Below are 22,865 nucleotides of genomic sequence, written 5' to 3'. Positions count from 1 at the left end.
GCCTTGCCGACAGTGCGGCATGCCAATCGAGAGCAGTAAACACGGGCAGCGCAGCACCTTTTTCTGCCGTCACTGCCAGCAGTAAGCCGCTCTGCTCAGAGTTTCGCTTTCAGTGCCTCGTACACCGGGGTGGGCAGGAACGCCTGGACTTCCCCTCCGTGGCGCGCCACCTCTTTCATCAGGGATGAAGAGATAAAGGACCAGGCTTCGGAAGGCATCAAAAATACGCTTTCCAGCGTGGGCATCAGGTGACGGTTCATATGCGCCAGTTGCAACTCGTACTCAAAATCAGACACCGCCCGCAGGCCACGCACCAGCACATTGGCCTGCTGCGCTCTGGCAAAGTTAGCCATCAAGTCACTGAATCCCACCACTTCAACATTCGGCAGATGTGCCACCACTTCGCTTGCCAGCGTGACGCGTTCTTCAAGGGAGAACAGAGGCTTCTTACTCGGGCTTGCCGCCACCGCCAGTACGATATGATCAAACATCAGCGCGGCGCGGGTTACGATATCGAGGTGTCCGTTGGTCATCGGATCAAAGGTACCGGGGTAGATGGCTTTGGTGCTCATAGTCTGCCGTTCCTGGATGCGTGATTAAGAGCCCAGAGGGCCGTATATTTATTGAAAGTATACTGTGCATTGACCACGGCCAGCAGCCAGCCCTGTTTACCATCAAGAAAACCTGCACGCAGCACCAGCGTCTTCAGAAATGCGCCGACGGTATGGCCAAAAATAGCCGTGATGCCGCAACGTTTACCTTGCTGATGCCGTTGTTTCGCCCAGGCTTCCGCATAGGCGAATTGTTTCCACTGGAATGCAGAAAAGTCCCGACAGGTCAGATGCAGCAAATCGCCGCGTAACGGTGTGGCTTTCGCGTGTGCCGTTTCCAGCGATTCATGTACCTGATTATCGTTGTATTGATAGTGACGGGGATACAGGCGGGTGACTCGGTCAGGATACCAGCCACTGTGGCGCATAAAACGCCCCAGGAACAGGTTACGCCGTGCAATGCTGTATACCGTGGATGATGGCGGTTTTTCCAACACCTTTTCAATGGTTTGTTTCAGCTCAGGAGTGACACGCTCATCGCTGTCGATCATCAATATCATCGGATGGGTGGCATAGCTCTGCGCCAGCTGGCGCTGTTTACCATATCCATGCCACTCCTCAGAGTGAAAGACCTTTGCGCCATGGCGGCTGGCAATGTCCGGGGTACCATCGCTGCTACCTGAGTCGAGCAGGATGATCTCATCTGCCCAACTGACGGATTCAAGACATTCTGGCAGCAGGTCTGCCGCATCTTTGGCAATAATCACTACCGACAGTGTCTGGCGTGAACACATTTAATGATTCCGTTGTGGCAGATGAGGTTCAAGTAAATGTAGCAGACGTTGTAATGCCCCCTGATTCTGGTGGAGCACATCAACGGCATGACGACCGTAGTAAAGGCGGTAATCTTCATCCGTCAGCAGGGTACCAATCTCTTTATCCAGCGAGTCGGCATCGGTCACGGTGATCAGGCCATCGGCCTGCTGCAGGCGTGCACAGATATCTTTAAAGTTAAAGATATGTGGCCCCATCAGCACCGGAATGGCATGCGCAGCCGGTTCCAGCGGATTGTGACCACCACGCTCAACCAGACTGCCACCGACAAAGGCGAGGTCGGCAATACCGTACAACAGCATCAGTTCTCCCATCGTATCGCCAATGACCACCTGAGTGCTGCCAGAGGGGATTTCACCGCTACTGCGTAAGGTATAGCTAAACCCGGCTTTCTGGGTCAGTGCGCGCGCGGTGTCGAAACGTTCCGGATGGCGTGGTACCAAAATCAGCAGCAGATTGGGGAAGCGTTCCAGTAGCTTACGATGCGCTTCCAGAATGATGCTCTCTTCGCCTTCATGGGTACTGGTCGCAATCCAGACCGGACGACGTGGTGCCCACTGACGGCGCAAGGTGATGGCACGTGCTGCCAACTCTGGTGTGACAGAAATATCAAATTTCAGGCTACCGGTAACCGAAAGCTGTGAGCGCTTGACGCCCAGACCGATAAAACGCTCGCCATCTTCCTGATTCTGCGCGGCAATCAGTGTGATGCGTTGTAGCAGGCGTTTCATGAATTTGCCGATCTTTGCATAACCCTTTGCTGAACGTTCCGACAGGCGCGCATTGGCGATGACCAGAGGGATTTTACGGGCATGCAGTTGAGTGATCATATTGGGCCATAGTTCGGTTTCCATAATGATCACCAGTCGCGGCCGAACGGTATCGAAGAAGCGATTCATTGCGCCTGGCAGGTCGTAGGGCAGGTAAACGTGATGAACATCTTTGCCAAATGCCGAACTGGCGCGCTCCGATCCCGTCGGGGTCATGGTGGTGACGACAATCGGCAGGTCGGGATAGCGATGGCGCAACGCACGCACCAGAGGGATCGCCGCCAGTGTCTCACCGACTGATACGGAGTGCAGCAGAATACCCTCTGGCTTCACTTTCCCCGTGCAAAATCCATAACGTTCAGCCCAGCGTTTGCGGTAGGCAGGAGCCTTTCGACCGCGTAACCAGAGGCGCAGCCAGATGAGGGGCTGAATGAGATATAGCAAGGCGGTATAAATGGTAATCATCACATTGTTTTCAGTTGAACAGAGACATATGCCCAGGGATAGCCGAAAAAGAGAAATTATGCGGGCATGTTAGCAGATAAGTGAGGCAGGCTCACACTACTTCATGGTGGCGTACCAGGGCATTGCAGAGCGTACAACATGATGACAGCGTATATTGTTCAGTCAGGCCCGCACTACCCCGGATTTACGCCACCGCCGCAGGCGGCCCAGCCAGAGCAATAGATGATATCTCTGCTTCAGGCCCCGTGCGTTACGTCTCATTCTGCGCGGGGTATCGGTTGCGTAAAAATCAGCAATGATGGCCTGTCTGGCGATTTCATTGGTTTCCCTGCGTATGGCGTGACAGACGATGAGCGCTTCACGGAAAATTTGTGCATGAAATGAGCGATAGATGTTAACTGAATCCCGGTACTGCTGATTCATCTCCTCCAGTCGTTGGCAAATCTTCAGATAATGGCGCTGATACTCAACATTTGACTGTCCCGTTCTTGGACGATTACTGATGGATTCGCCATGAATCAGATAGCGATAAAGTGCACGGTCGCTATAGCGAACCCGACGTGCATTCAACATAAATTCGGTGGTCCACAGAATATCCTGATGATGCAGCCCCGGGACAAACTGCAGATTAAGCTGCCTGATCAAAGACACGCGATAAATGCCCAGCCAGACGACATGCAGATAGCGACGGGTTTTCAGCGCTCGACCTAACCAGCGGTCGCCACTGATGACCTGGGTTGAACGGAGACGGCAAGGTGGGATTAAAATCTCGCCCTGGCTATCCAGCATGCTGATGCGCCTTGCATTGCACTGCGCTGCATCCAGATCGTCTGCCATGGCCATTGCCATTAAGGTGCGATACAACTCGGGCTCGAGGATATCGTCAGCATCGGGGAAGGTGACATATTTGCCCTTAATGTGATTCATCCCGGTATTGCGCGCGCGGGAAACACCGCCATTTTCCTGATGGATAACGGAGATATGAGCAGCCTGCCGGGCGTAGTGTTCTGCCCGTTCCCCTGAACCATCCGTTGAACCATCATTAACAATGATAATTTCCAGGTCTTCAAAGGTTTGTGCCATCAGTGACTGCATAAAGGGGTCAAATAGCGGTCCAGCATTGTAAAGGGGGACAACAATACTCAACAGGGGAGAAGGGGGCATAGGCAGAATCCTTTCATTGAAAAAATACATCTAAATTTCAATAACTTAAATAATGTTATATGATTTTGTGGATTTTTTTTGTCTTTAAGTGTGCAATTCATGCCGTAATAATGTCTGAGAAGGTCAGGGAGCAAGGGCATTACAGGCACAGTGTTGCCAACCCCATGGGTAAGAATGTGGGCGGGAGCATTAATCACATGGATAGGGAGCGTTTTAGGCGAGTGACGTCCTGCGGGACGCAATTCCAGTAAGTTGATATCGGCGGATAGTTTCGCCAGCAGGCAGGTGAATGAAAAATATTTTGATTATACGCCGTGACAATATTGGTGATCTGGTTTGTACCACGCCTTTGATTGAAGGGGTTAAAACGGCATATCCTGATGCGAATGTTTATTTGCTAATCAATACTGTCAGCCAGGATGTGGTCAAAAACAATCCGCATATTACACGTACTTTTGTCTACCGTAAGGCCAAGCATGCCTCCGGTAAAGTGGCCATGTTGCGTGTTTACTTCGCCAGATTAAAAATGTTTCTGCAATTAAGGCGCATCCATTTTGATGCTGCGATATTGGCAAATCCGGTTCCCTGTAAATACAGCCTCAGATTGGCGAGAATGGCTGGCGTGCAACATATTATTGGGGCGGATACCGGTAATAAAGCGATCACTATTCCATTTAGAGGTGCTGATTTTTTTGGCGATCATCAGGTAGAACATGCCTTCAGTTATCTGTCAGCTATTACCGATCGTCAGATTAAGATCCCATCAGTGCGTATCTGGCTGACAGACCAGGAGCGCCAGCAAGCAACACAACGGATGAATGAACTGCAACCTGATAAGAAAGTAGGGCTGGCGGTGCATATCAGTAGTCGCAGTGCAAAACGCCGCTGGCCCCTTGAACGCTATGTGGAGACGATCCAGCGTTATTTGCAGGAAAACAGTGGCAGCGTAATGATCTTCTGGTCTCCACAGGGCACGTTGGCACCGGATGATGTTGGCGATCAGCATCGCGCCGAGCAGGTGCTTGCCGCGTGTCAAAGCCCGCGTGTATCACTCTATCCCACCGCCTCAGTTCGCGAGTTGGTTGCGGCTTACGAAAGATGCGAACTGGTATTATGCAGTGATGGCGGGCAGATGCATCTTGCCGCGGCGATGAATAAAAAACAGGTAGTCCTGTTTGGTGACACCGACCAAAAGTCCTGGCATCCCTGGTCTGGTCAGTACCAAATCTTACAGACGCCGTCCGGAGATTGTGTCGATGTCACTGTCGATGATGTTTGGCAGAGTCTTGTCAGATTGAATGCAACAGACTAATCCTTAAGCGAAAGATACTGCTGGCATATGGGCTGCAAATCGTAGCTCATTAACTGCTGGTGATCGATCGTCGGGGGAGACTGCCAGACCAACGCCATCTTTTCAGCTAGCGATTGACTACTGAGTTCGGCCAGCATGTCCCCCATGCCTGCCCTTTCCAGAATTTCGGCGGGGCCGCCGGGACAACGTGTGCTGACGACGGGTGTACCGCAGAGTAAGGCTTCAACCAGAACGTTGCCAAAGCCTTCACTGTCCGAGCTGAGAACCAAGACTTTTGCGTGTTTGATTAACGGGTAGGGGTTAGCCTGGAAGCCGGCGAAAATAACGCGATCGGCGATGCCAAGTTGTTGCGCCTGCTGTTTAACGCGGTTAATCCGTTGCTCATCCCCCGTTCCCGCCAGCACTAATTTTGCCGCTATGCCAGATGCGGCAAAGGCTTCCAGCAATCGGTCGTGACGTTTATGCGGATGAAAACGGCCGACATGAACCAGATAGGCTTCCCCGGCTGGCACAAAGGGTTCAGCGGCCTGGGCAAGGATGGTGTTGATATCAAAAGGATTATTAATCACCGCCAGACGACGTGGTGTGATCGCCAGTTTTTGCGTCAAATCTTCCGCTACTGCTTGTGAAACAGCAACGATGTTTGCGTTCTGATAGACCTTGCCTATTTTCTGTTTTTTCAGCCAGCGTCCCAAGCCACGGCGGTGCCCCAGATAGGACGTGGAGAGAATACCGTGAATACAGAACCATAATTTCTCAGCAGGCAGCCTCTTGCAGCGAGCGACAATGCGATCGGTTTTATGCAGATGAGAGAAAATGAGATCGTAACGTCCGCCCTGTTTTTCGTTGTCATCAACAGCCCTGTCAAGTGCCACAGCGCGGCGTTTCAGTTCGGTGATTTTACGCCAGGGAGCACGGCTAGGGCTTTCGATAACCTGATAGTCAATATCGGCAGGAAGTGCATAATTACAGACATCCCGCAGGGAAAACAGGCTGACCTGATGCCCCATTTTCTGCATACCTTCGCACAGTGTCAGAACAACTTTCTCTGCACCGCCGCCGGGCAACCCATCAATAATCATCAAGATACGCATCGATTAGTCCAGAATCTGTTGGTAGAGAGAGATCAGCTGTTGTGATAAGCGCTGAGGGGAAGAATCCATCACGCGTTCACGCGCATGAATTGCCATATCGCTGCCGATGGCCTGTTCAGGAAGTGCCATGATGGCATCGCGCAACGCGATAATATCCAGCGCGTCACAGACATACCCATTTTCTCCCGCCTGAATAAATTCACTGCCACCGCAGGTGGTGGAGGTGATCACCGGTAAGCCGCAGGCCATGGCCTCCAGTATCACGTTGGGGAAGGGGTCATACAGTGTTGGCAGTAACAGTCCGTCCGCCGCCTGATACCAGGGGCGCGTATCTGCCTGCATGCCGGCGAATATCACCCGATCGCTACAACCCAACTCGCTGGCCAGGGCACGGTATTGCTTTTCAGCCTTATCTTTACCCACCACCACCAGATAACGATTGGTACCGGCAATGGCCTGAATGGCGGCAGCCAGTCCTTTGCGTTCAAAACCAGAACCGACATAGATTAATATGCTGGCGTTCAGCGGCAGAGCCAGTTTCTGACGTTGTTGCAGACGCTCTGCCTCATCGACAGGAACAAACTGAGTGGTATTGATTGCATTGTAGATAACATGAATTTTGTCACTGGCAACGCCAAAGCGTTCGATGATTTCCTGCTTCACCATGTGGGCATTGCAGATCACCGCCTTCAATTCCGGTGCCTGGTACATGGCGCGTTCGGCATCCATCACATAACGATGATAGCGATTGCTCATCAGCAATTTCTGTCGCCAGCTGGGGAGCAGGCGCGAGCGTAGCTCCAACCAGCGCTGGTGTACGCCATCGCCAGCGCGATAAATATCGCAGCCGGCGATGCGTTCATGGCTCTGCACAATATCAAATTTTTCCCGCTGCCAGAGTGCGCGTGCGGCAACCGCGAAGCCGCGCTCACGGCTGATGCGCCCCCATTTTACCGGGTCACACAGATGGAGATGCCAGTTTGCCTGACGCTCACCCTGCCACTGGCGCGTAATGACGTTGAGATCCATGGCTTGCTGATCGAGGGCTTCCAGCGCCCGCGAAATAAAACGTTCGGCGCCACCGTCAGGACGATATTTCTGGCGAACTATCGCCAGTCGAATGGGCTTCATGCTAATAACCTCCGGGCGGCTGCCAACACGGTTTCAACCGGAATGGCATCCAGATAGCGTTCGGCAGTTGTCGTGTCGACAGCATCAGGGTCCGGTAGCGGAGCAAAGTCACCCGCCCAGATCACTTCCCCGTTCACCTGCCACGGACGCCAGAAAATCAGTTTTGACGGGCCAAACAGCGCCACGCAAGGGGTTTGCAGTGCCGCGGCCATATGCATCGGTACCGAGTCCACACCAATAAACAGTTCGGCTACATCGATCAGCGCTGCCAGCTCATTCAGCGTCAGCAGGCCTGCCAGGGAGATAACATTCTCCGCTGATGGCAGGCGGGCCTTGATGTTTTCAACCATTGCCTGCTCTTTACTGTCCGGGCCAGAGGTCAGCACAAGGGTATGCCCGTCATCGTGTAACGCCTGCACAACCGCGGCGAATTTCTCGTCGCTCCAGCATTTAAAAAACCAGCGAGACGTCGGCTGCACCACGATATATTTCTTTACCCCATTCAGCAGTGTTGTCACCCGTTGACGATCGCTTGCTGCGTAGTGCATGCCAACCGTAGCATCGAGGGTGTGTAGCTGAAGGGGAGCAAGTAACGACAGGTTCTGCTCCACGGTATGCAGATTCTGATGGGTAGCAGTAGGGACTAACTGGGTATGACAGCGCTGCCACAGTGCACCACGGCGTTTGGGAATATCGAAGCCCAGCCGCACCGGGGCGCCAGTAAAACGGGTAATGAGGGCGCTGCGCCACTGATCCGCCAGATTAAGCACGATATCGTACTGCTGTGATCTCAGCATCCTCAGCAACTGCCACTCTTGAGAAAGCTGATAACGCACGCCCTGTTTTTTCCAGTTTCGATCGATAGCATAAATCTGGTTGATATCAGGATGGCAGGCCAGCATGGCACGGGTTTCTTCATACAGCAGGACGTCAATTTTTGCATCCGGAAAGGCCGCTTTCAGTGAACGTATGACCGGTGTGGTGAGAAGCATATCGCCATGATGGCGAAACTTAATTACCAGAATACGCGTAGCCTGGTGGGGAGAAAACGGCAGGTCTGGACGTTTCATGCTATATCGCTGTTCAGTAAACCAGTCGCTGATTCTAAAGCAGACACGGGAAAGTGGCTAGCCCGGCGCACGCGGGCCATGCAAGTGGTGGAATAACTTTGCGCAATCAGCATCCGCTACGTAACATAGTGGGCAGGTAATTTTATGGCAGGAACAACAATGGGTAAGCCCGCGTTTATCATCACTATCGATACCGAAGGCGATAACCTTTGGCAAAATCACGATCGGATCGCTACCGAAAACACCCGTTTTTTGCCACGATTTCAGCAGTTGTGTGAAAAATACACCTTCAAACCCACCTGGCTGACCAACTATGAGATGGCGGTGGATCCTGAGTATATTGAGTTTGCCCGGGATGTTATCGCGCGCGACAGCGGCGAGATTGGCATGCATTTACATGCCTGGAACAGCCCGCCACTTTATGATTTAACCGGTGACGACTGGCGCCATAAACCCTATCTGATTGAATACCCGCAAGAGAATATGCGGGAAAAAGTCAGTTATATGACCCGTCTACTGGAAGAAACCCTCCAGGTAAAAATGCGCAGTCACCGGGCTGGTCGCTGGGCGTTTAATGAATACTATGCACAGTTACTCATTGAATTTGGCTATCAGGTGGACTGCTCAGTGACGCCACGGGTTAACTGGCAGTTTTCACCCGGTGCCCCGCAGGGCAATGGCGGCACCAACTATCAGCATTTTCAGGATCGGGCCTACTTTATTGATCAGCAGGATATTTCGAAGCCAGGCGACTCTTCGCTGCTTGAAGTGCCAATGAGTATTCAATACAAACATTCTTCATTGATGAACGCCTTCAAACAGGGTTATGATCGCCTGCGTGGAAAACAGCGCAGCCCTTCCGTCCACTGGCTGCGCCCGATGGGCGGTAACGTGGCGCAGATGATTCATGTTGCTGAAAAAACACTGGCCGACGGCAGTGATTATGTTGAATTTATGCTGCACTCATCCGAGTTTATGCCTGGAGGCAGCCCGACGTTTAAAACGGACGAGAGTATTGAGCGACTGTATCTTGAACTTGACGAGTTATTTAGCTGGCTGCAGCCACGTGCCATTGGAATGACACTGTCTGAGTATTATCAGAAGAAAGTGAGTTGATGCAATGTCAAAGAAATGGAAGATTAGCCTCACAAATTGGTTTCTGGACCGTTATGTCACTAAACATGGTCGCTTGCAGAAGAAAGACAGTTTCGATAGCAGCATCCAGTTTGATAATATAGTTATCTATTCAACAACAGCGCTGGGTGATTTTATGTTTAATACACCCGCCATTCGTGCGATTCGTGAACGATACCCAGCAGCACACATCACGCTTGTTGCTCACCAAAAGAATCGTGAGCTGATTGATAACGGCCGTGATTATGACCGCGTGGTTTACTGGAATAACAAAATAAAGACGTTACCTACGCTGGTGAAAACCTTACGTCAACATCAACCTGATATTGCCATCATTCTTCACTCTCATCTTCCTTATGATGTTATCAGCGCTGTCATGTCCGGAGCGAAATATATCATCCGGGATAATTACAGTTCAGGTATTAGTGGACTAGAAAAATGGCTGACCAATTATGTTTTTCATTATTACGGGCACTTTGTACGCCGTAAATTAGAGTTGATTTCAATACTGGGTTGCCGTAGTGATGATCCCACGATGGTCATCCCTGCACCATTCCAGGCGGGAAACCGCGACCCATCACGTTTGACGATAGGCTTCCAGCTTGGCGCATCCACAGAGTCCCGCTGTTGGCCTGTATCGCACTACGTTACGCTGGCAAATATGCTTATCTCCCAGCTACCTGATGTGCATATTGTGCTGATTGGCGGGCCGACTGATGCAGGCAAAGCGCAACAGTTTATGCAGCAACTCGGTGAGAAAAACAGAGATTTAATTGACGACCGCATCGGTAAAACAGGGCTACAGCAGTTGATCACACTCATCGATGGTTTTGACCTGCTCGTCACGGGTGATACTGGACCACTCCATCTGGCAGTGGCATTGCAAGTCAAAACGATTAGCTTGTTTGTCACCGCCGACCCGCGTTCGACAGGTCCGATTCAGGATACTGAATTGCACCATATTATTCATAAGTCCCGTACCGGCTATACCCTGCCATTGGAAGTAGAAAGTCCGATGGGCGTCATTCAGCCTGGTGAGGTGCGTGATGTGGTGATGTCACATTTGCAGCTGCTTCAACCCGTAGACTAACCAGGACTTAACGCTTTTTTATCCTCAGACGGGCCCTGGAAAACAGGGTATCTATCTGAGGGTAACGCATCTGGCCTATTTTTTTGCCCGGCACCGCTGTTCCGGTACAGAGTAAAGCCGCCTCCCTGAATACCTTAACCGTCTCTTTTTTATAAAAATAATAGCCATAAACGGCTTTTGACATGCTCTTGACTTCACTAAAGCAATTGGCAATCATTCTGGCCGCCAGCCCTCTTAAGTCCGTATTTTCTGGCTGACTCTGAGCCACAGAAATCATTTTTTTCATGGCGAAAAGCATGTCTTCAATATCTTTTTCTTTAATATTACGTGTAATGCCATGATGGTTATCGCGATAAAAGTACAATATCTGATCAATGCGGGCGATTTTTTGGGTTTTGAAGTAAAGGAAAGGCGTTAATATCACATCCTCATAGCGACGTCCGATTTCAAATCGCTCATTATCAAACAGGCTTCGCCTGTAGATGCGATTCCACAAGTGCCACATTGATTTAGTAAACAGCGTTTCCATGCAGTTCAGACCTTGCTGCTCAAAATTATACTGAACACAAGGTACGTTCTCACAAACACTGCTTTCACTTGGTTGCAAAGTGAATCTTTCGTAGTTGAAGTCGATGAGGTCGAACTCGCCTGACGCCAGATGAGGCCTCAGAACTTTCATGTAGTTGCGGCTCAAAAGATCGTCACCGTCAAGGAAAGTAATATATTCACCACGAGAATTATCCAGTCCCACATTCCTTGTGAATCCAATGCCTCGATTATTTTGCGAAATTAACTTCACATTGGTGTGAGAGATCTTTGCGAGAAAGTGTTGCACCAAATTTGCAGAGTTATCTGTTGAGCCATCATCGATTATCACAACTTCGATATCATCGTCGATCTGATGGAATAAGGATTCCAGACAAGGAACAATGAAGTCCTCATTATTGAAAAACGGGATTATAATACTCAAAAGAGGGGAGGAGTCAGACATTTTGATTATGCTCCTCATCCTGAGAACGGTTAGCGAGAATGCTAATTATTATACTAATTAAGAAGACAGCCGTGCATTCAATACTGAAGAAAAGAACATCACTTAATCCATATAGAATTAATGCGAGTGATACACCCAGCAACATTACGTTTCTTTTTGGCCTAAATGACAAGATCAACAGACTTGCATATGTCGCGACTAATAACAAAACACCCCAGATACCACGAAGCGAATAAGTCTCTAAAACTTCATTGTGAAGATGAACCGTCAGATAACGTTTTGCGTTATATAACCGTGGTTCATTGCTGATGATTGTCCTGGCTTCGTCGGCGCGTTTTTCTGCCGATTGCCCTAATGGTGCTGTATTTACCGTACGGATACCGACAATCTGCATCCAGACTCGAGCATAAACGGAATTCTCTACTTTAGTATTATCAACCATGGCGATGTTATTTTGAAAGTCGTTAATGCGCATTTCAATCTGTTTTTTGAATACTAAACCACTAATCACAATGAGCAGAGGTAATGCTAACAGTAATAACTTTTTCTGGTTGCCGTTGATTAAATTCTTTGTTGCCATGATAGATAGAAAGATAATAATAGGATAGGCAATAATTGCAGCTCGAGTCCCAGTAAGAAGCAGTGTGGAATAGGTGAAAGCAAATGAAATTGTATAAATAACAAGGCGATATCGGATGCGCATCATCAGGATAGACTGCATCATGACAAGGCTGATAGCGGTAAGAATGTAGGCGACAATTGTTGCACGATCAAAATTAAGACTTATACGTGTTATTCCAAGCCATAGTCCTTGATAAAGACCAAAAGCATTAACGATAACACCTGCGAAAATCCCTGTGAAAATAGCGATTTTCTTTGTGGGGATTTTTTCATTCAGAGCAAAAAGCATAATAAATGCTGCCGCAATTTGTAGTCTGGCCGTCCCCATGTAAGCACGATATATATTAATATATTCATCTTGCTGCTTATATCTTGCCACCCAAAGAATTATGGCAAGACCTAATGCAAGCAAACATGATGAAACAAAAAGGTTGAATTTATTTTTGGTGTAATGCCTGAAGTTTAACACTATCATTATAAATGCTATATAGCTGGAAAGATAAAAAACATTCCTGCCTATGTTTAAACCAAAGGGTACTGTAAAGAATGCAAATGCGCACCCCAAATAAATAAGGTAACTGGATGCAATATGTAAGTTTTTGCCTAAAAGCATGAATTTTTTATCCTAATACTATTAATTTTCAACATAAAACTTAAGAGCCATATCAAATTCTTCTTTAAAGGCATCATAACTAAAATTATCGATAGGGTAGTTCCGCGCATTCTGGCTAAATTTCTTATATGTCTCAGCAGGTAACAACTTCTCAACCGCATCGGCACATAAAATGTGTGACACTAATTTAGGTTCTACCAAAGAATCGTTGACAGGATCATACACCTTATATGGAAAATCAACTTTGATCCCTGAAAGTTTCAGGTGTTCCTCTATAGTGACTGACGGTGTTATCCCTAAGCCGCATACCCCATCTTTGACAACTTCTGGCTGACCATCGATGACAGGGAAAATGACAGGTAATCCGTAATATAATGCTTCCATACAGGAAAGACCAAAGGGTTCAGTCACAGGAGTACTCAGATAAATATCAATACGATTGAAGAAGTCTCCAACATTATGCTGGAAGCCACTAAAGCTGACTCTGTCAGCAAGACCCGATTTTAACACCATTGATTCAAAAATAGCTCTGTCAGGGCCTTTTCCTGCAATTTCCATTGTCACATCATGCCCACGGCGAACAAGTTCCTGCAGGGTCAATAAGGAAACGCTGATCCCTTTAAGCGACACTAGTCGTGATGCTGTACCAAGTCGTACAGGCGCTCCTGGCAACTTTTCTTTCAGATTAACATCCGCTGGCGTTTTAATTAGGTTGATCACCACCCGAGTCGGGCAGGGGAGGTTAAAGCGTAGATCCATCACTCTTTTTGAAGCAAAGGAGGCTGAGATCAAACCATCCAGCATGGAAAAAAAGCGCAGTGTTTTAGGGGTGTGGGCGTATCGCCATGAACAACCGTGATCGTAATAGAGGATTTTACCGCGTTTAGGTTTTGCAGCCAGACCCGGGATCAAATCCCAAACGATGATGACATCAGCATTTACGCGTGCGATTTTCCATTGCAGCAGATACTTACGTAGAAACTGAGGGCAACGTAGTGACCATTTATTGAGTAAGCGAGTGGCGAAAGTGACTTTTTGCTGTGTCATCTGACGTTGAATTTCAGCACCTATCTCACTACCGATGCAAATCACATTATTACTGCCATCCGTTGTTTCATTGATGTACTGCAGGAAGAGACGTTCAACTCCCCCCATTTTTTCCAAATTAATAATGTGAAGTTTTTTCATCAAATAACCTGCAGTATCGCGCGCCATACGAAGTCAGCGCTCAGTGTGGACATATTTTTTTCAGCCGAAATAATAGGATGCTGATTCTTTCCATATCCGCCAATCAGCCCTGGATCGGTCGGGCCGTAAAGGGTGATGTTCGGGCGGTCGAGCGCGGCGGTTAAGTGACTTAACCCGGTATCCACCGACACCACGGCGCGAGCGCCGGCAAGCATGCGTGCGACCTGTTCCAGCGTCAGCTTTGGCAGCACCTCGACAAAATCGAAGCCCTCTGCCAGCCGCAATGCGCGCTGATGCTCATGCTCTGCACCCCAGGGTAATTTAATGGTTAAACCTGAAGGCTGCATTAGCTCGATCAGTTCGCGCCAGTGCGCTTCCGGCCAGTGCTTATTGTCGCGCGTGGTGGCGTGCAAAAACACCAGATACTGATTCGCATCGGCGGGTAGCGCCTGGGTAAAGTGCTGGGCGATAGCATAATCACCGGTGGTCGTGGGCAGCGCATATCCCAGGCTTTTCGCAAACAGCTCGCGGGTACGCTGCACGGCGTGCTGCTGTTTGCTGATTTCATGACGTTTGTCATACCACCAACTGGCAAAGGGCTCACGAGCGCTGCGGCTGTCCTGCCCATGTTTAACCCCTTTCGCCAGGCGGGTTACCAGCGCTGCGCTCTTAATCAGCCCTTGTGCATCAATGATCGCATCGTATTCGCGCGACTGAAGTGCACGTTTAAACACCACGCGTTCTTCACGCGCCTGGCTGCCAAACCAGTGTTTGCGCCAACGGCGGATAGCCACCGGTAATACCCGATCTACGGCCGGATGCCAGGCGGGGATCTGAGCAAAACCCTCTTCCACTACCCAGTCAAAGCGAATCTCAGGGATGGCGCGCATGGCATCAGTCAGAGCAGGTAATGCGTGCAGTACATCCCCCATTGAGGATGTTTTAATAATCAAAACCCGCATTCAGACTCCAGGCCGTGGGCAAAGCGTTGCCAGCTCGGTCATGACCCGCTCTGGCGTAATATCAATCAGGCTTTGGTGGTAACCTTCATCGGCATCACCTTTGCGAACTTTATGGTAACCCGTGATTAAACGGATCACGCGGGCTTTGCGGGACAATGGAGGGGTAAAGTCCGGGCTGCTTGGCCCATAGAGGGCGACCAGCGGGCGATCCAGGGCGGCAGCAATGTGCATCAGGCCTGAATCGTTACTGACCACGGCATCACAGGCCGCCAGCAAAATGACGGCTTGTTCCAGCTGGGTTTCCCCGGCCAGGTTACGGCAGTGCTGGCGTGCATCTTCAGCCAGGGCTGCCAGAATCTGCTGCCCGGTTTCATTGTCTTTGGCTGAACCAAACAGGACCACCTGGTAGCCCTGAACGATCAGGCGTTGTGCCAGGGCAGCGTAGTGGTAATGTGGCCAGCGCTTAGCAGGACCAAATTCCGCTCCGGGGCAGAATCCAATCATCGGGCGCCCGGAAGCAAGATCAAAGGCGCTGACGGTCGCTTGTTTTTCCGCTTCCTGTACCGCTAACTGCGGCCATAACAGTGGCTGTGGCAGGTCGTCGGCGCGGTGGATACGCGCTTTATCGTACGCCAGCGCCACATAGCGTTGTACCATCAGTGGGAATGCGGTTTTATCCAGTCGACGCAGGTCGTTCAGGAGCCCGTAACGCATCTCACCGCGCCAGCCTGTGCGGTGTGGGATCGCGGCAAAAAAGGGAACGAGAGCGGATTTAAATGAGTTAGGCAGCACAAAGGCGCGGTCATAGCCGTTTACCTTCAGCATTTTCCCCAGGCGACGACGTTCGGCTATCTCCAGCGCACCGTGGCCCAGTGGCATCGCCAGCGCCTCATTCACTTCCGGCATCCGTGATAATAACGGACGGCACCATGCAGGTGCCATCACATCAATGACGGCATCCGGGTGCTCGGCTTTGAGGGTGCGATAGAGACTTTGCGACATCATCATATCGCCGACCCACGATGGGCCGATAACCAGAATTTTCATTCCCGAACAGTGCCTCTTACGCTTTACGATTCAGCCAGGCCATATACTCTGCCACACCTTCAGCAACCGTTTTGAAAGGCTTGTCATATCCGGCGGCACGCAGCTTGGTCTGGTCTGCCAGGGTGAATGCCTGGTAGCGGCCTTTCAGTTTTTCCGGGAACGGGATGTACTCAACTTCACCGTCTTTGTGATATTTCAGCGCCGCATCAGCGACTTCCTGGAATGATTCGGCACGGCCAGTACCGCAATTAAAGATGCCGGACACGGCATTTTCCCAGAACCACAAGTTAACCGAGGCGACGTCTTCTACATAAATGAAGTCACGCTTGAAGCTATCGCTGCCCTCAAACAGTTTCGGGTTTTCACCGTTGTTCAACTGGGTGTTGAGGTGGAAAGCTACGCTTGCCATGCTGCCTTTATGCCCTTCGCGTGGACCATAGACGTTGAAATAGCGGAAACCACAGACCTGAGACTGTGCTTCAGGCAGGATCTCGCGCACGTAGTGGTCGAACAGCATTTTGGAGTAGCCGTAAACGTTCAGTGGTTCTTCGAACTGACGTTCTTCAATAAAATCGCTATTACGGCCGCCGTAGGTGGCAGCAGAAGAGGCGTACAGGAAGGGAACCTGATGTTCCAGACACCAGTGCAGCAGCTCTTTGGAGTACTGATAGTTATTATCCATCATGTACTTACCATCCCACTCGGTGGTGGAAGAGCATGCGCCTTCATGGAATACCGCTTCGACATCCCCGAAATCTTCGTCCGCCAGGACAGAGATCAGGAAGTCTTCTTTATCCATGTAGTCGGCAATGTTCAGATCGGCCAGGTTGGCGAATTTGGTGCCGTCTTTCAGATTGTCTACCACCAGAATGTCGGTGTGACCCTTATCATTCAGTGCCTTGATGATGTTGCTGCCAATCATTCCAGCGCCGCCAGTGACGATAATCATGAGCTTTAACCCTAAACAATGGGGTGGAACAGGAGGTTCCACTCGCTAATGGCTCATATCATAACATCTCATCGCGAAGTCGACAGCCAGAGGCGAGGGGGGAGAGGGCGTATCAGGGGTGTTTTCCGTGATTTATGCGGCAAAAAGCAGATTATTCCGCGTATATGAGCATCTGTATGCTTCACTTTTAGTTATCTGTATCGCAAGAAATCTAACTGGGAGGATAAAAGTGAATCAGAAATTCTATCAGCAGATCAATGAACAGCTTATCAGCGCTGAAAGTGAGGGGCTGTTTAAACGGGAGCGGCAAATCGTCAGTGCGCAGCAGGCTGCCATTGTGCTGGCTGATGGCAGTGAAGTGCTGAACTTTTGCGCCAATAACTATCTTGGGCTGGCAAACCATCCCGCTCTGATTACTGCCGCAAAAGCAGGCATGGACAGTCACGGGTTCGGTATGGCCTCCGTGCGCTTTATTTGTGGTACTCAGGACAGCCACCGGCAGCTGGAACGGGCGCTGGCAGAGTTTCTCGGCATGGAGGATGCCATTCTCTATTCTTCCTGTTTTGATGCCAACGGCGGCCTGTTTGAAACACTGTTGGGGCCCGAAGATGCGGTGATTTCCGATGCGTTGAATCATGCCTCGATTATTGACGGTATTCGCTTGTGTAAAGCCCGGCGTTACCGATATGCCAATAATGACATGACTGAACTGGCCGCCTGTCTAGAGCAGGCTCGTTCTGAAGGTGCCCGCCATATTCTGATCGCCACCGATGGTGTGTTTTCTATGGATGGGGTGATCGCAAACCTGGCAGGCATTTGTGACCTGGCAGATCGTTATCACGCGCTGGTGATGGTGGATGACTCTCATGCTGTCGGATTTGTCGGACACCTTGGACGAGGAAGTCATGAACACTGTGGCGTGATGGGGCGGGTTGATATTATTACCGGCACATTAGGCAAAGCGCTGGGTGGGGCTTCCGGTGGGTATACCGCAGCGAAAAAAGAGGTGGTTGAATGGCTGCGGCAGCGCTCACGGCCTTATCTGTTCTCAAACTCACTGGCACCGTCCATTGTGGCGGCTTCCCGGCAGGTACTGACGATGCTGGCTGACGGGCAGGGGTTACGTCAGCGGTTGTGGGAAAACGTCAGCTATTTTCGTACCGCTTTGAGCGCAGCAGGTTTCACGCTGGCCGGGGCCGACCACGCGATTATTCCGGTGATGCTGGGCGATGCGCGGCTGGCACAGACGTTTGCCGCCCGATTACAGCAGGAGGGGATTTATGTCACGGGTTTCTGTTATCCCGTAGTGCCTAAAGGCCAGGCACGCATTCGCACACAAATCTCGGCGGCTCATACCCCGGCTCAGTTAGAACGTGCGGTCGCTGCCTTCCGCCGGGTAGGCCAGGAACTGCGTGTGATCCCACAGGGAGAAACACCATGAAAGCCTTAGCAAAACTTCACCCCCGGCCCGGCATCTGGATGATCGAGGATGCGCCAATCCCGGAACCCGGGCATAACGATGTGCTGATCAAGATCCGCAAAACGGCGATCTGTGGCACCGATGTCCATATTTACAACTGGGATGCGTGGTCGCAAAAAACCATCCCGGTACCGATGATCACCGGCCATGAACACGTGGGCGATGTGGTGGCCATCGGCCAGGAAGTGGTGGGTTTCAGTATCGGCGATCGTGTCTCCGGCGAAGGGCACATCACCTGCGGGCATTGCCGTAACTGCCGGGGTGGGCGTACGCATCTGTGTCGCAATGCCGTAGGCGTGGGGGTTAACCGTCAGGGATGTTTTGCCGAGTATCTGGTGATCCCGGCGGTCAATGCGTTCAAAATTCCCGATAATATCTCTGATGATATGGCGGCTATTTTTGACCCCTTTGGCAATGCTGTGCACACCGCGCTGTCATTCGATCTGGTGGGTGAGGATGTGCTGATTACCGGTGCTGGCCCCATTGGCATCATGGCTGCGGCTATCTGCCGTCATGTTGGGGCGCGTTATGTGGTGATCACGGATGTGAATGAGTACCGTCTGGCGCTGGCGCGTCGGATGGGCGCAACGCGAGCGGTGAATGTCAGTGAGGAAGACCTGTCGCAGGTGATGAATGATTTGGGAATGACGGAGGGATTCGATGTTGGCCTGGAAATGTCCGGTGTTCCTGCAGCGTTCAGTTCCATGCTGGAGGTGATGAATCACGGTGGGCGTATTGCCATGTTGGGTATTCCGCCGTCGTCCATGTCTATTGACTGGAATCAGGTGATTTTCAAGGGGCTGTTTATCAAAGGGATCTATGGGCGGGAGATGTTTGAAACCTGGTACAAAATGGCGGCATTGCTACAGTCTGGCCTGGACCTGACACCCGTGATCACCCACCACTATCCTGTTGAAGACTTTCAGCAGGGATTTGATGAGATGCGTAGCGGACACTCCGGAAAGGTGATCCTGAACTGGTCGTAACTATTTTGGTGCGGGCAGACCTCAACAGAAGGTCTGCCCCTACATGTGACTCCAGACTTATCTAATGAACTTCACTGACAGTTTATTCTTCAAATCCTGCCATAACGGGCTGTTGCTGATGCTTTCGCTCACGACTTCCAGCGCCCGCGTTGCCGGTACTGGCACCACTTTCACACGACAAATATCCCCAGGGTGGAATGGGTTACGTGGCATGGATGGCTGAGATTTGCTGTCTGGTGGCAATGGCTTATTGTTCACGCGCTGCGGTTCGTTGAGCAACTGGCTCGGGCGCACCAGAGTGATATCAGCGGGCAAAGTGGGCAGCATCTGCTGTAATACCCTGACGGTTGCCGGATGGGGATGGCCAATCGCAATCGCTGAGCCATCACGCTGGGCCAGCCGCACTGCGCGGGTAAACTGTTTACGAATATCAGCTTCATTCTGGGTATCGTCCAAAAATACCCGGCGCTTGATCACTTTCACGCTTGTACCCGCTGCGGCGCGGGTTGACTGACTGTTAGCGATGGTCATGCTGTCAAGGAAGTAGAAATTATAGTGATCGAGCACCTGCATCACTTTCTGCATCCCAGGCAGGCTGGAGGTCATCGCACTGCCCATATGGTTGTTGAGACCAACGGCAAACGGAACATCCGCAGCGGCTTCACGAATAATACGTGCGATCTCTTCCGCCGACATATCCGGACGCAGCGTATCTTTTTCCAGCGGCTGTTTACTGAGGGGAGCCATCGGCAGGTGGATCAGTACCTCGTGGCCACGCTGGTGAGCTTTGGTGGCCATTTCGCGTGCATGGGGTGCATTAGGCAGCACGGCGACTGAAATAGCCGCAGGCATCTGCAATACCTGATTTTCCTGAGCCGGCCGATAGCCAAAGTCATCAATGACAATCGAAAGCTTACCGGCGTAGACCGGACTGGATAACAGCAGTGCGACCAGCAGGCCGCTGAGTTTTCGAGGTTGAAACAAAACTATCTTCCTAACCACGGTTGTGGATTGACTGCTCGTCCCTGACGGCGGATTTCAAAATAGAGCGACGGCGTACCGCGGCCACCGCTGGTGCCGACCAGCGCGATAGGCTGACCTGCACGCACCTGGGTTCCGACGGTGACCAGCGCACTCTGATTGTAGCCATATAAACTCATGTCGCCTTTACCGTGCTCAACCACGACCACCAGGCCGTAGCCCTGAAGCCAGTCAGCCATTAATACACGGCCATCGGCAATCGCTTTGACTTCGGTGCCTTCAGGCGCATCAATCACCAGTCCTTTCCAGCGCAACTCACCCTGCAGCTGTTCGCCAAACCGGTGTTCAATATTGCCCCGTACCGGCCAAACGGCCCGCCCTGCGGGCTGACCCAGACCGCCAGTGCGCGACATCAGTGAGCGTTCACTGTCGGTCGGTTTGTAGGTGCTGCCTTTACTTTTTGCCTGTGCTTCCCGCTGACGGACTTTCTCGGCCTCACGGGCTTCACGCTCTGCCCGGGCTTTGGCTTCCTGCTCGGCTTTGGCGATTTTATCGCGCAGGCGGCTTTCGTTCTGACGTAACTCAACGAGTTGTGCCTGGTCTTTCTCCAGCGAAGATTCCAGCGTGGACAGGGTTTTCTTGCGCGCCTGGCGAGCACTTTCCAGTTTTTGCTGCTGGCCTTGTTGCTGATCTAAAAGTGATTTTTGCTGGGCTTGTTTATCGATCAGGCTGGTCTTTTGCGCCGACAGTTCACTGCGCGTCTGTTTCAGCGCTTCAATCGATTTTTGCCGGGCGTCATTCAGATAACCAAAATAGGCCAGCATACGTTCACTGCGCTGGCTCTCTTCGCCACTCAGAACAAGCTGTAATCCGTTGTGCTGCCCCTGGCGAAATGCCGCATCCAGCTGTTGCGCAAGTATCGATTCCTGCTGCGTTTGCTGTTGCTGAAGTTTGCTAATCGAGGCGGTGAGGCTGGCGATGTCTTTATTGAGCGTGGTCAGGCTGCCCTGCGTTTCACGCAGTTGACGGCTGGCCTGTGCAATGATTTTTTCCTGGCTTTGTAGCTGGTCGAGCAGCTGATTACGCTGCTGCTTTTGCAACTGCACACTTTTCTCTTTAGCGGCAATATTCTGTTGAATGGTTTGCAGTTGTGATTTGTTATCTTCGGCGGCCAGCGCGGAAAAAGAGAACAACAATGCGCCGGTGCAAAGCGCACTGACGGTCAGGGCGGACAAGCTTGCGCGTAACGGCGTAACGACTGCCGATGAATGACGCGGGGTCCTTGGATATAACACTGTCGCTTTTTCCCTCATATCCGTGGATTATTCCACGATGAACAGCAGCTTACCAGCCATCTCTGAGTGGTTTTCTATTTCTGTCAGTAACAGTCCCGACCTTTTTACTGTGGGAACAATTGCCCAAAAGCGACAGAATCGAGTGCAGAACGCAGTACGCCAGAAATCATCATTGCGCAACATTTCACCGCTTAACTTCGCCGCAGTGTCATCACAGGATAGTCGTTTTCACTTAAGGCAACTTTTTTTTGTAAACTGTCGCAGAAATCATAACTCTGAAGGCCTTCTCGACTGTACATGACACTCCTGGCAGGTATACTCAGAAGCCTTATTTTTAGCTTATTAACCCTTTCGGGAGTTGTTACCCCTCATGCAAGATATTATGCAGTTCGCAGGCAATCACACAATTTTAGGTCTGGCGTGGGTTGTTTTGCTGGTTCTGGTGATCGTGACCACCGTTAAGGGCATGTTCTCCAAAGTAAAAGTGATTAGTCGTGGTGAAGCAACCCGCTTAATTAACAAAGAAGAAGCCGTGGTAGTGGACGTGCGTGGGCGCGATGATTACCGCAAGGGCCATATTTCTAACGCGATGAATGTACTGGCTGCAGATATTAAAAAAGGCAGCTTTGGCGAGCTTGAAAAATATAAAGCACAGCCAGTGATCGTCGTGTGTGCAACAGGGACTTCTGCATCTGAATCAGCCACCAAGCTGAATGCAGCAGGCTTCGAGCGGGTCTACGTGCTGAAAGATGGCGTGTCCGGCTGGAGTGGCGATAACCTGCCGCTGGTTCGCGGTAAATAAAATACAGGAATTCTGGCATGGCAAACGTTGAGATCTACACCAAAGCGACCTGTCCTTTCTGTCATCGTGCGAAAGCACTGCTGAGTCAGAAAGGGGTGACTTTTAAGGAAATCCCAATTGATGGGGATGCTTCCCTGCGTGAAGAAATGATAAAACGTAGCGGCCGGACCACTGTTCCACAGATTTTTATTGGTGCACAGCACATCGGCGGCTGCGACGACCTCTTTGCACTTGAAAGTCGTGATGGCCTTAGCCCGTTGTTAAAATAAGGAAAGGCTGCGCATTATGGCGCATATTGCCTGACTATTGCTGCAGCACAGTAACGGATTATTAAC

Annotated in this window: 23 protein-coding genes; 8 read left to right on the top strand and 15 right to left on the bottom strand. The window is 50.9% G+C overall.

What is annotated here, in order from left to right:
- A partial coding sequence (locus WH279_RS06525) for a zinc finger domain-containing protein (RefSeq protein WP_339455368.1) occupies positions 1–85 on the top strand: 85 nt, incomplete at its 5' end.
- A 10-nt stretch (positions 86–95) separates the two neighbouring features.
- Here WH279_RS06525 and coaD read toward each other — a convergent pair.
- The 4 genes from coaD to WH279_RS06505 form a co-directional block, all read right to left on the bottom strand.
- Positions 96–572: a pantetheine-phosphate adenylyltransferase gene (gene coaD / locus WH279_RS06520; protein ID WP_200643459.1), complete on the bottom strand. Its 477-nt coding sequence runs from the start codon at positions 570–572 to the stop codon at positions 96–98.
- Positions 569–1,345, bottom strand: a complete 777-nt coding sequence (locus WH279_RS06515) for a glycosyltransferase family 2 protein (protein WP_339455365.1) — start codon at positions 1,343–1,345, stop codon at positions 569–571. The genes coaD and WH279_RS06515 overlap by 4 nt, the downstream gene beginning before the upstream one ends.
- The gene (gene waaA / locus WH279_RS06510) at positions 1,346–2,620 is read right to left on the bottom strand and encodes a lipid IV(A) 3-deoxy-D-manno-octulosonic acid transferase (protein WP_200643491.1); all 1,275 of its coding nucleotides are present in this window, start codon (positions 2,618–2,620) and stop codon (positions 1,346–1,348) included.
- A gap of 162 nt (positions 2,621–2,782) precedes the next feature.
- A complete protein-coding gene (locus WH279_RS06505; protein WP_339455364.1) occupies positions 2,783–3,784 on the bottom strand; it encodes a glycosyltransferase in 1,002 nt (333 codons plus the stop codon).
- A 289-nt stretch (positions 3,785–4,073) separates the two neighbouring features.
- On the opposite strand from WH279_RS06505, the gene WH279_RS06500 reads away from it, so the two are divergent.
- Positions 4,074–5,096 carry a glycosyltransferase family 9 protein gene (locus WH279_RS06500; RefSeq protein ID WP_339455363.1) on the top strand — a complete coding sequence of 341 codons (1,023 nt, stop codon included), beginning with the start codon at positions 4,074–4,076 and terminating at the stop codon, positions 5,094–5,096.
- Here WH279_RS06500 and WH279_RS06495 read toward each other — a convergent pair.
- From WH279_RS06495 to rfaQ, 3 genes are read right to left on the bottom strand one after another with little or no spacing between them, the layout of a single operon-like run.
- Positions 5,093–6,190 (bottom strand): glycosyltransferase, encoded by a 1,098-nt coding sequence (locus tag WH279_RS06495; protein WP_339455362.1) that lies wholly within the window; start codon positions 6,188–6,190, stop codon positions 5,093–5,095. The two genes, WH279_RS06500 and WH279_RS06495, sit on opposite strands and share 4 nt — an antisense overlap.
- Positions 6,191–6,193: 3 nt before the next feature.
- On the bottom strand, positions 6,194–7,321 hold the full coding sequence (locus tag WH279_RS06490) for a glycosyltransferase family 4 protein (protein ID WP_133846441.1): 1,128 nt from the start codon (positions 7,319–7,321) through the stop codon (positions 6,194–6,196).
- Positions 7,318–8,391 (bottom strand): putative lipopolysaccharide heptosyltransferase III, encoded by a 1,074-nt coding sequence (rfaQ, locus tag WH279_RS06485; RefSeq protein WP_339455361.1) that lies wholly within the window; start codon positions 8,389–8,391, stop codon positions 7,318–7,320. The genes WH279_RS06490 and rfaQ overlap by 4 nt, the downstream gene beginning before the upstream one ends.
- Before the next feature lie 159 nt (positions 8,392–8,550).
- On the opposite strand from rfaQ, the gene WH279_RS06480 reads away from it, so the two are divergent.
- Positions 8,551–9,507 (top strand): deacetylase, encoded by a 957-nt coding sequence (locus WH279_RS06480; protein ID WP_339455367.1) that lies wholly within the window; start codon positions 8,551–8,553, stop codon positions 9,505–9,507.
- A gap of 4 nt (positions 9,508–9,511) precedes the next feature.
- Positions 9,512–10,615: a glycosyltransferase family 9 protein gene (locus tag WH279_RS06475; RefSeq protein ID WP_339455360.1), complete on the top strand. Its 1,104-nt coding sequence runs from the start codon at positions 9,512–9,514 to the stop codon at positions 10,613–10,615.
- Between the two features lie 7 nt (positions 10,616–10,622).
- On the opposite strand, the gene WH279_RS06470 is transcribed toward WH279_RS06475, so the two are convergent.
- From WH279_RS06470 to rfaD, 6 genes are read right to left on the bottom strand one after another with little or no spacing between them, the layout of a single operon-like run.
- Positions 10,623–11,606 (bottom strand): glycosyltransferase family 2 protein, encoded by a 984-nt coding sequence (locus WH279_RS06470; RefSeq protein WP_339455359.1) that lies wholly within the window; start codon positions 11,604–11,606, stop codon positions 10,623–10,625.
- The gene (locus WH279_RS06465) at positions 11,599–12,840 is read right to left on the bottom strand and encodes an O-antigen ligase family protein (protein ID WP_339455358.1); all 1,242 of its coding nucleotides are present in this window, start codon (positions 12,838–12,840) and stop codon (positions 11,599–11,601) included. The genes WH279_RS06470 and WH279_RS06465 overlap by 8 nt, the downstream gene beginning before the upstream one ends.
- Positions 12,841–12,861: 21 nt before the next feature.
- Positions 12,862–14,028, bottom strand: coding sequence for a glycosyltransferase family 4 protein (locus tag WH279_RS06460; protein WP_339455357.1), 1,167 nt, complete (start codon positions 14,026–14,028; stop codon positions 12,862–12,864).
- Positions 14,028–14,990: a lipopolysaccharide heptosyltransferase RfaC gene (gene rfaC, locus WH279_RS06455; RefSeq protein WP_339455356.1), complete on the bottom strand. Its 963-nt coding sequence runs from the start codon at positions 14,988–14,990 to the stop codon at positions 14,028–14,030. Before rfaC ends, WH279_RS06460 begins: the two co-directional genes overlap by 1 nt.
- A complete protein-coding gene (gene rfaF / locus WH279_RS06450; RefSeq protein WP_339455355.1) occupies positions 14,991–16,037 on the bottom strand; it encodes an ADP-heptose--LPS heptosyltransferase RfaF in 1,047 nt (348 codons plus the stop codon).
- Positions 16,038–16,053: 16 nt separating this feature from the next.
- On the bottom strand, positions 16,054–16,986 hold the full coding sequence (gene rfaD, locus WH279_RS06445; RefSeq protein ID WP_200643445.1) for an ADP-glyceromanno-heptose 6-epimerase: 933 nt from the start codon (positions 16,984–16,986) through the stop codon (positions 16,054–16,056).
- A 229-nt stretch (positions 16,987–17,215) separates the two neighbouring features.
- On the opposite strand from rfaD, the gene WH279_RS06440 reads away from it, so the two are divergent.
- The gene (locus WH279_RS06440; protein WP_339455354.1) at positions 17,216–18,427 is read left to right on the top strand and encodes a glycine C-acetyltransferase; all 1,212 of its coding nucleotides are present in this window, start codon (positions 17,216–17,218) and stop codon (positions 18,425–18,427) included.
- Positions 18,424–19,452 (top strand): L-threonine 3-dehydrogenase, encoded by a 1,029-nt coding sequence (gene tdh / locus WH279_RS06435; protein ID WP_339455353.1) that lies wholly within the window; start codon positions 18,424–18,426, stop codon positions 19,450–19,452. The genes WH279_RS06440 and tdh overlap by 4 nt, the downstream gene beginning before the upstream one ends.
- 57 nt (positions 19,453–19,509) lie before the next feature.
- Here the strand turns inward: tdh and WH279_RS06430 are convergent, their stop codons facing one another.
- Together WH279_RS06430 and envC are read right to left on the bottom strand one after the other, a co-directional pair.
- Positions 19,510–20,436 (bottom strand): divergent polysaccharide deacetylase family protein, encoded by a 927-nt coding sequence (locus WH279_RS06430; RefSeq protein ID WP_339455352.1) that lies wholly within the window; start codon positions 20,434–20,436, stop codon positions 19,510–19,512.
- 2 nt (positions 20,437–20,438) lie between these two features.
- Positions 20,439–21,746, bottom strand: a complete 1,308-nt coding sequence (gene envC / locus WH279_RS06425) for a murein hydrolase activator EnvC (RefSeq protein ID WP_339455351.1) — start codon at positions 21,744–21,746, stop codon at positions 20,439–20,441.
- 352 nt (positions 21,747–22,098) lie between these two features.
- On the opposite strand from envC, the gene WH279_RS06420 reads away from it, so the two are divergent.
- Both WH279_RS06420 and grxC read left to right on the top strand, forming a co-directional pair.
- Positions 22,099–22,530, top strand: coding sequence for a rhodanese-like domain-containing protein (locus tag WH279_RS06420; protein WP_159338321.1), 432 nt, complete (start codon positions 22,099–22,101; stop codon positions 22,528–22,530).
- Positions 22,531–22,547: 17 nt separating this feature from the next.
- Positions 22,548–22,799, top strand: a complete 252-nt coding sequence (gene grxC, locus WH279_RS06415) for a glutaredoxin 3 (RefSeq protein WP_200643440.1) — start codon at positions 22,548–22,550, stop codon at positions 22,797–22,799.
- Positions 22,800–22,865: the final 66 nt, after the last annotated feature.

Origin of the sequence: Erwinia sp. MYb375, assembly GCF_037479175.1 — a bacterium.
Lineage (GTDB): Bacteria > Pseudomonadota > Gammaproteobacteria > Enterobacterales > Enterobacteriaceae > Erwinia > Erwinia rhapontici.
Note: the sequence above shows the minus strand (reverse complement) of the source record. Positions and strands in the feature narration are given on the sequence as shown.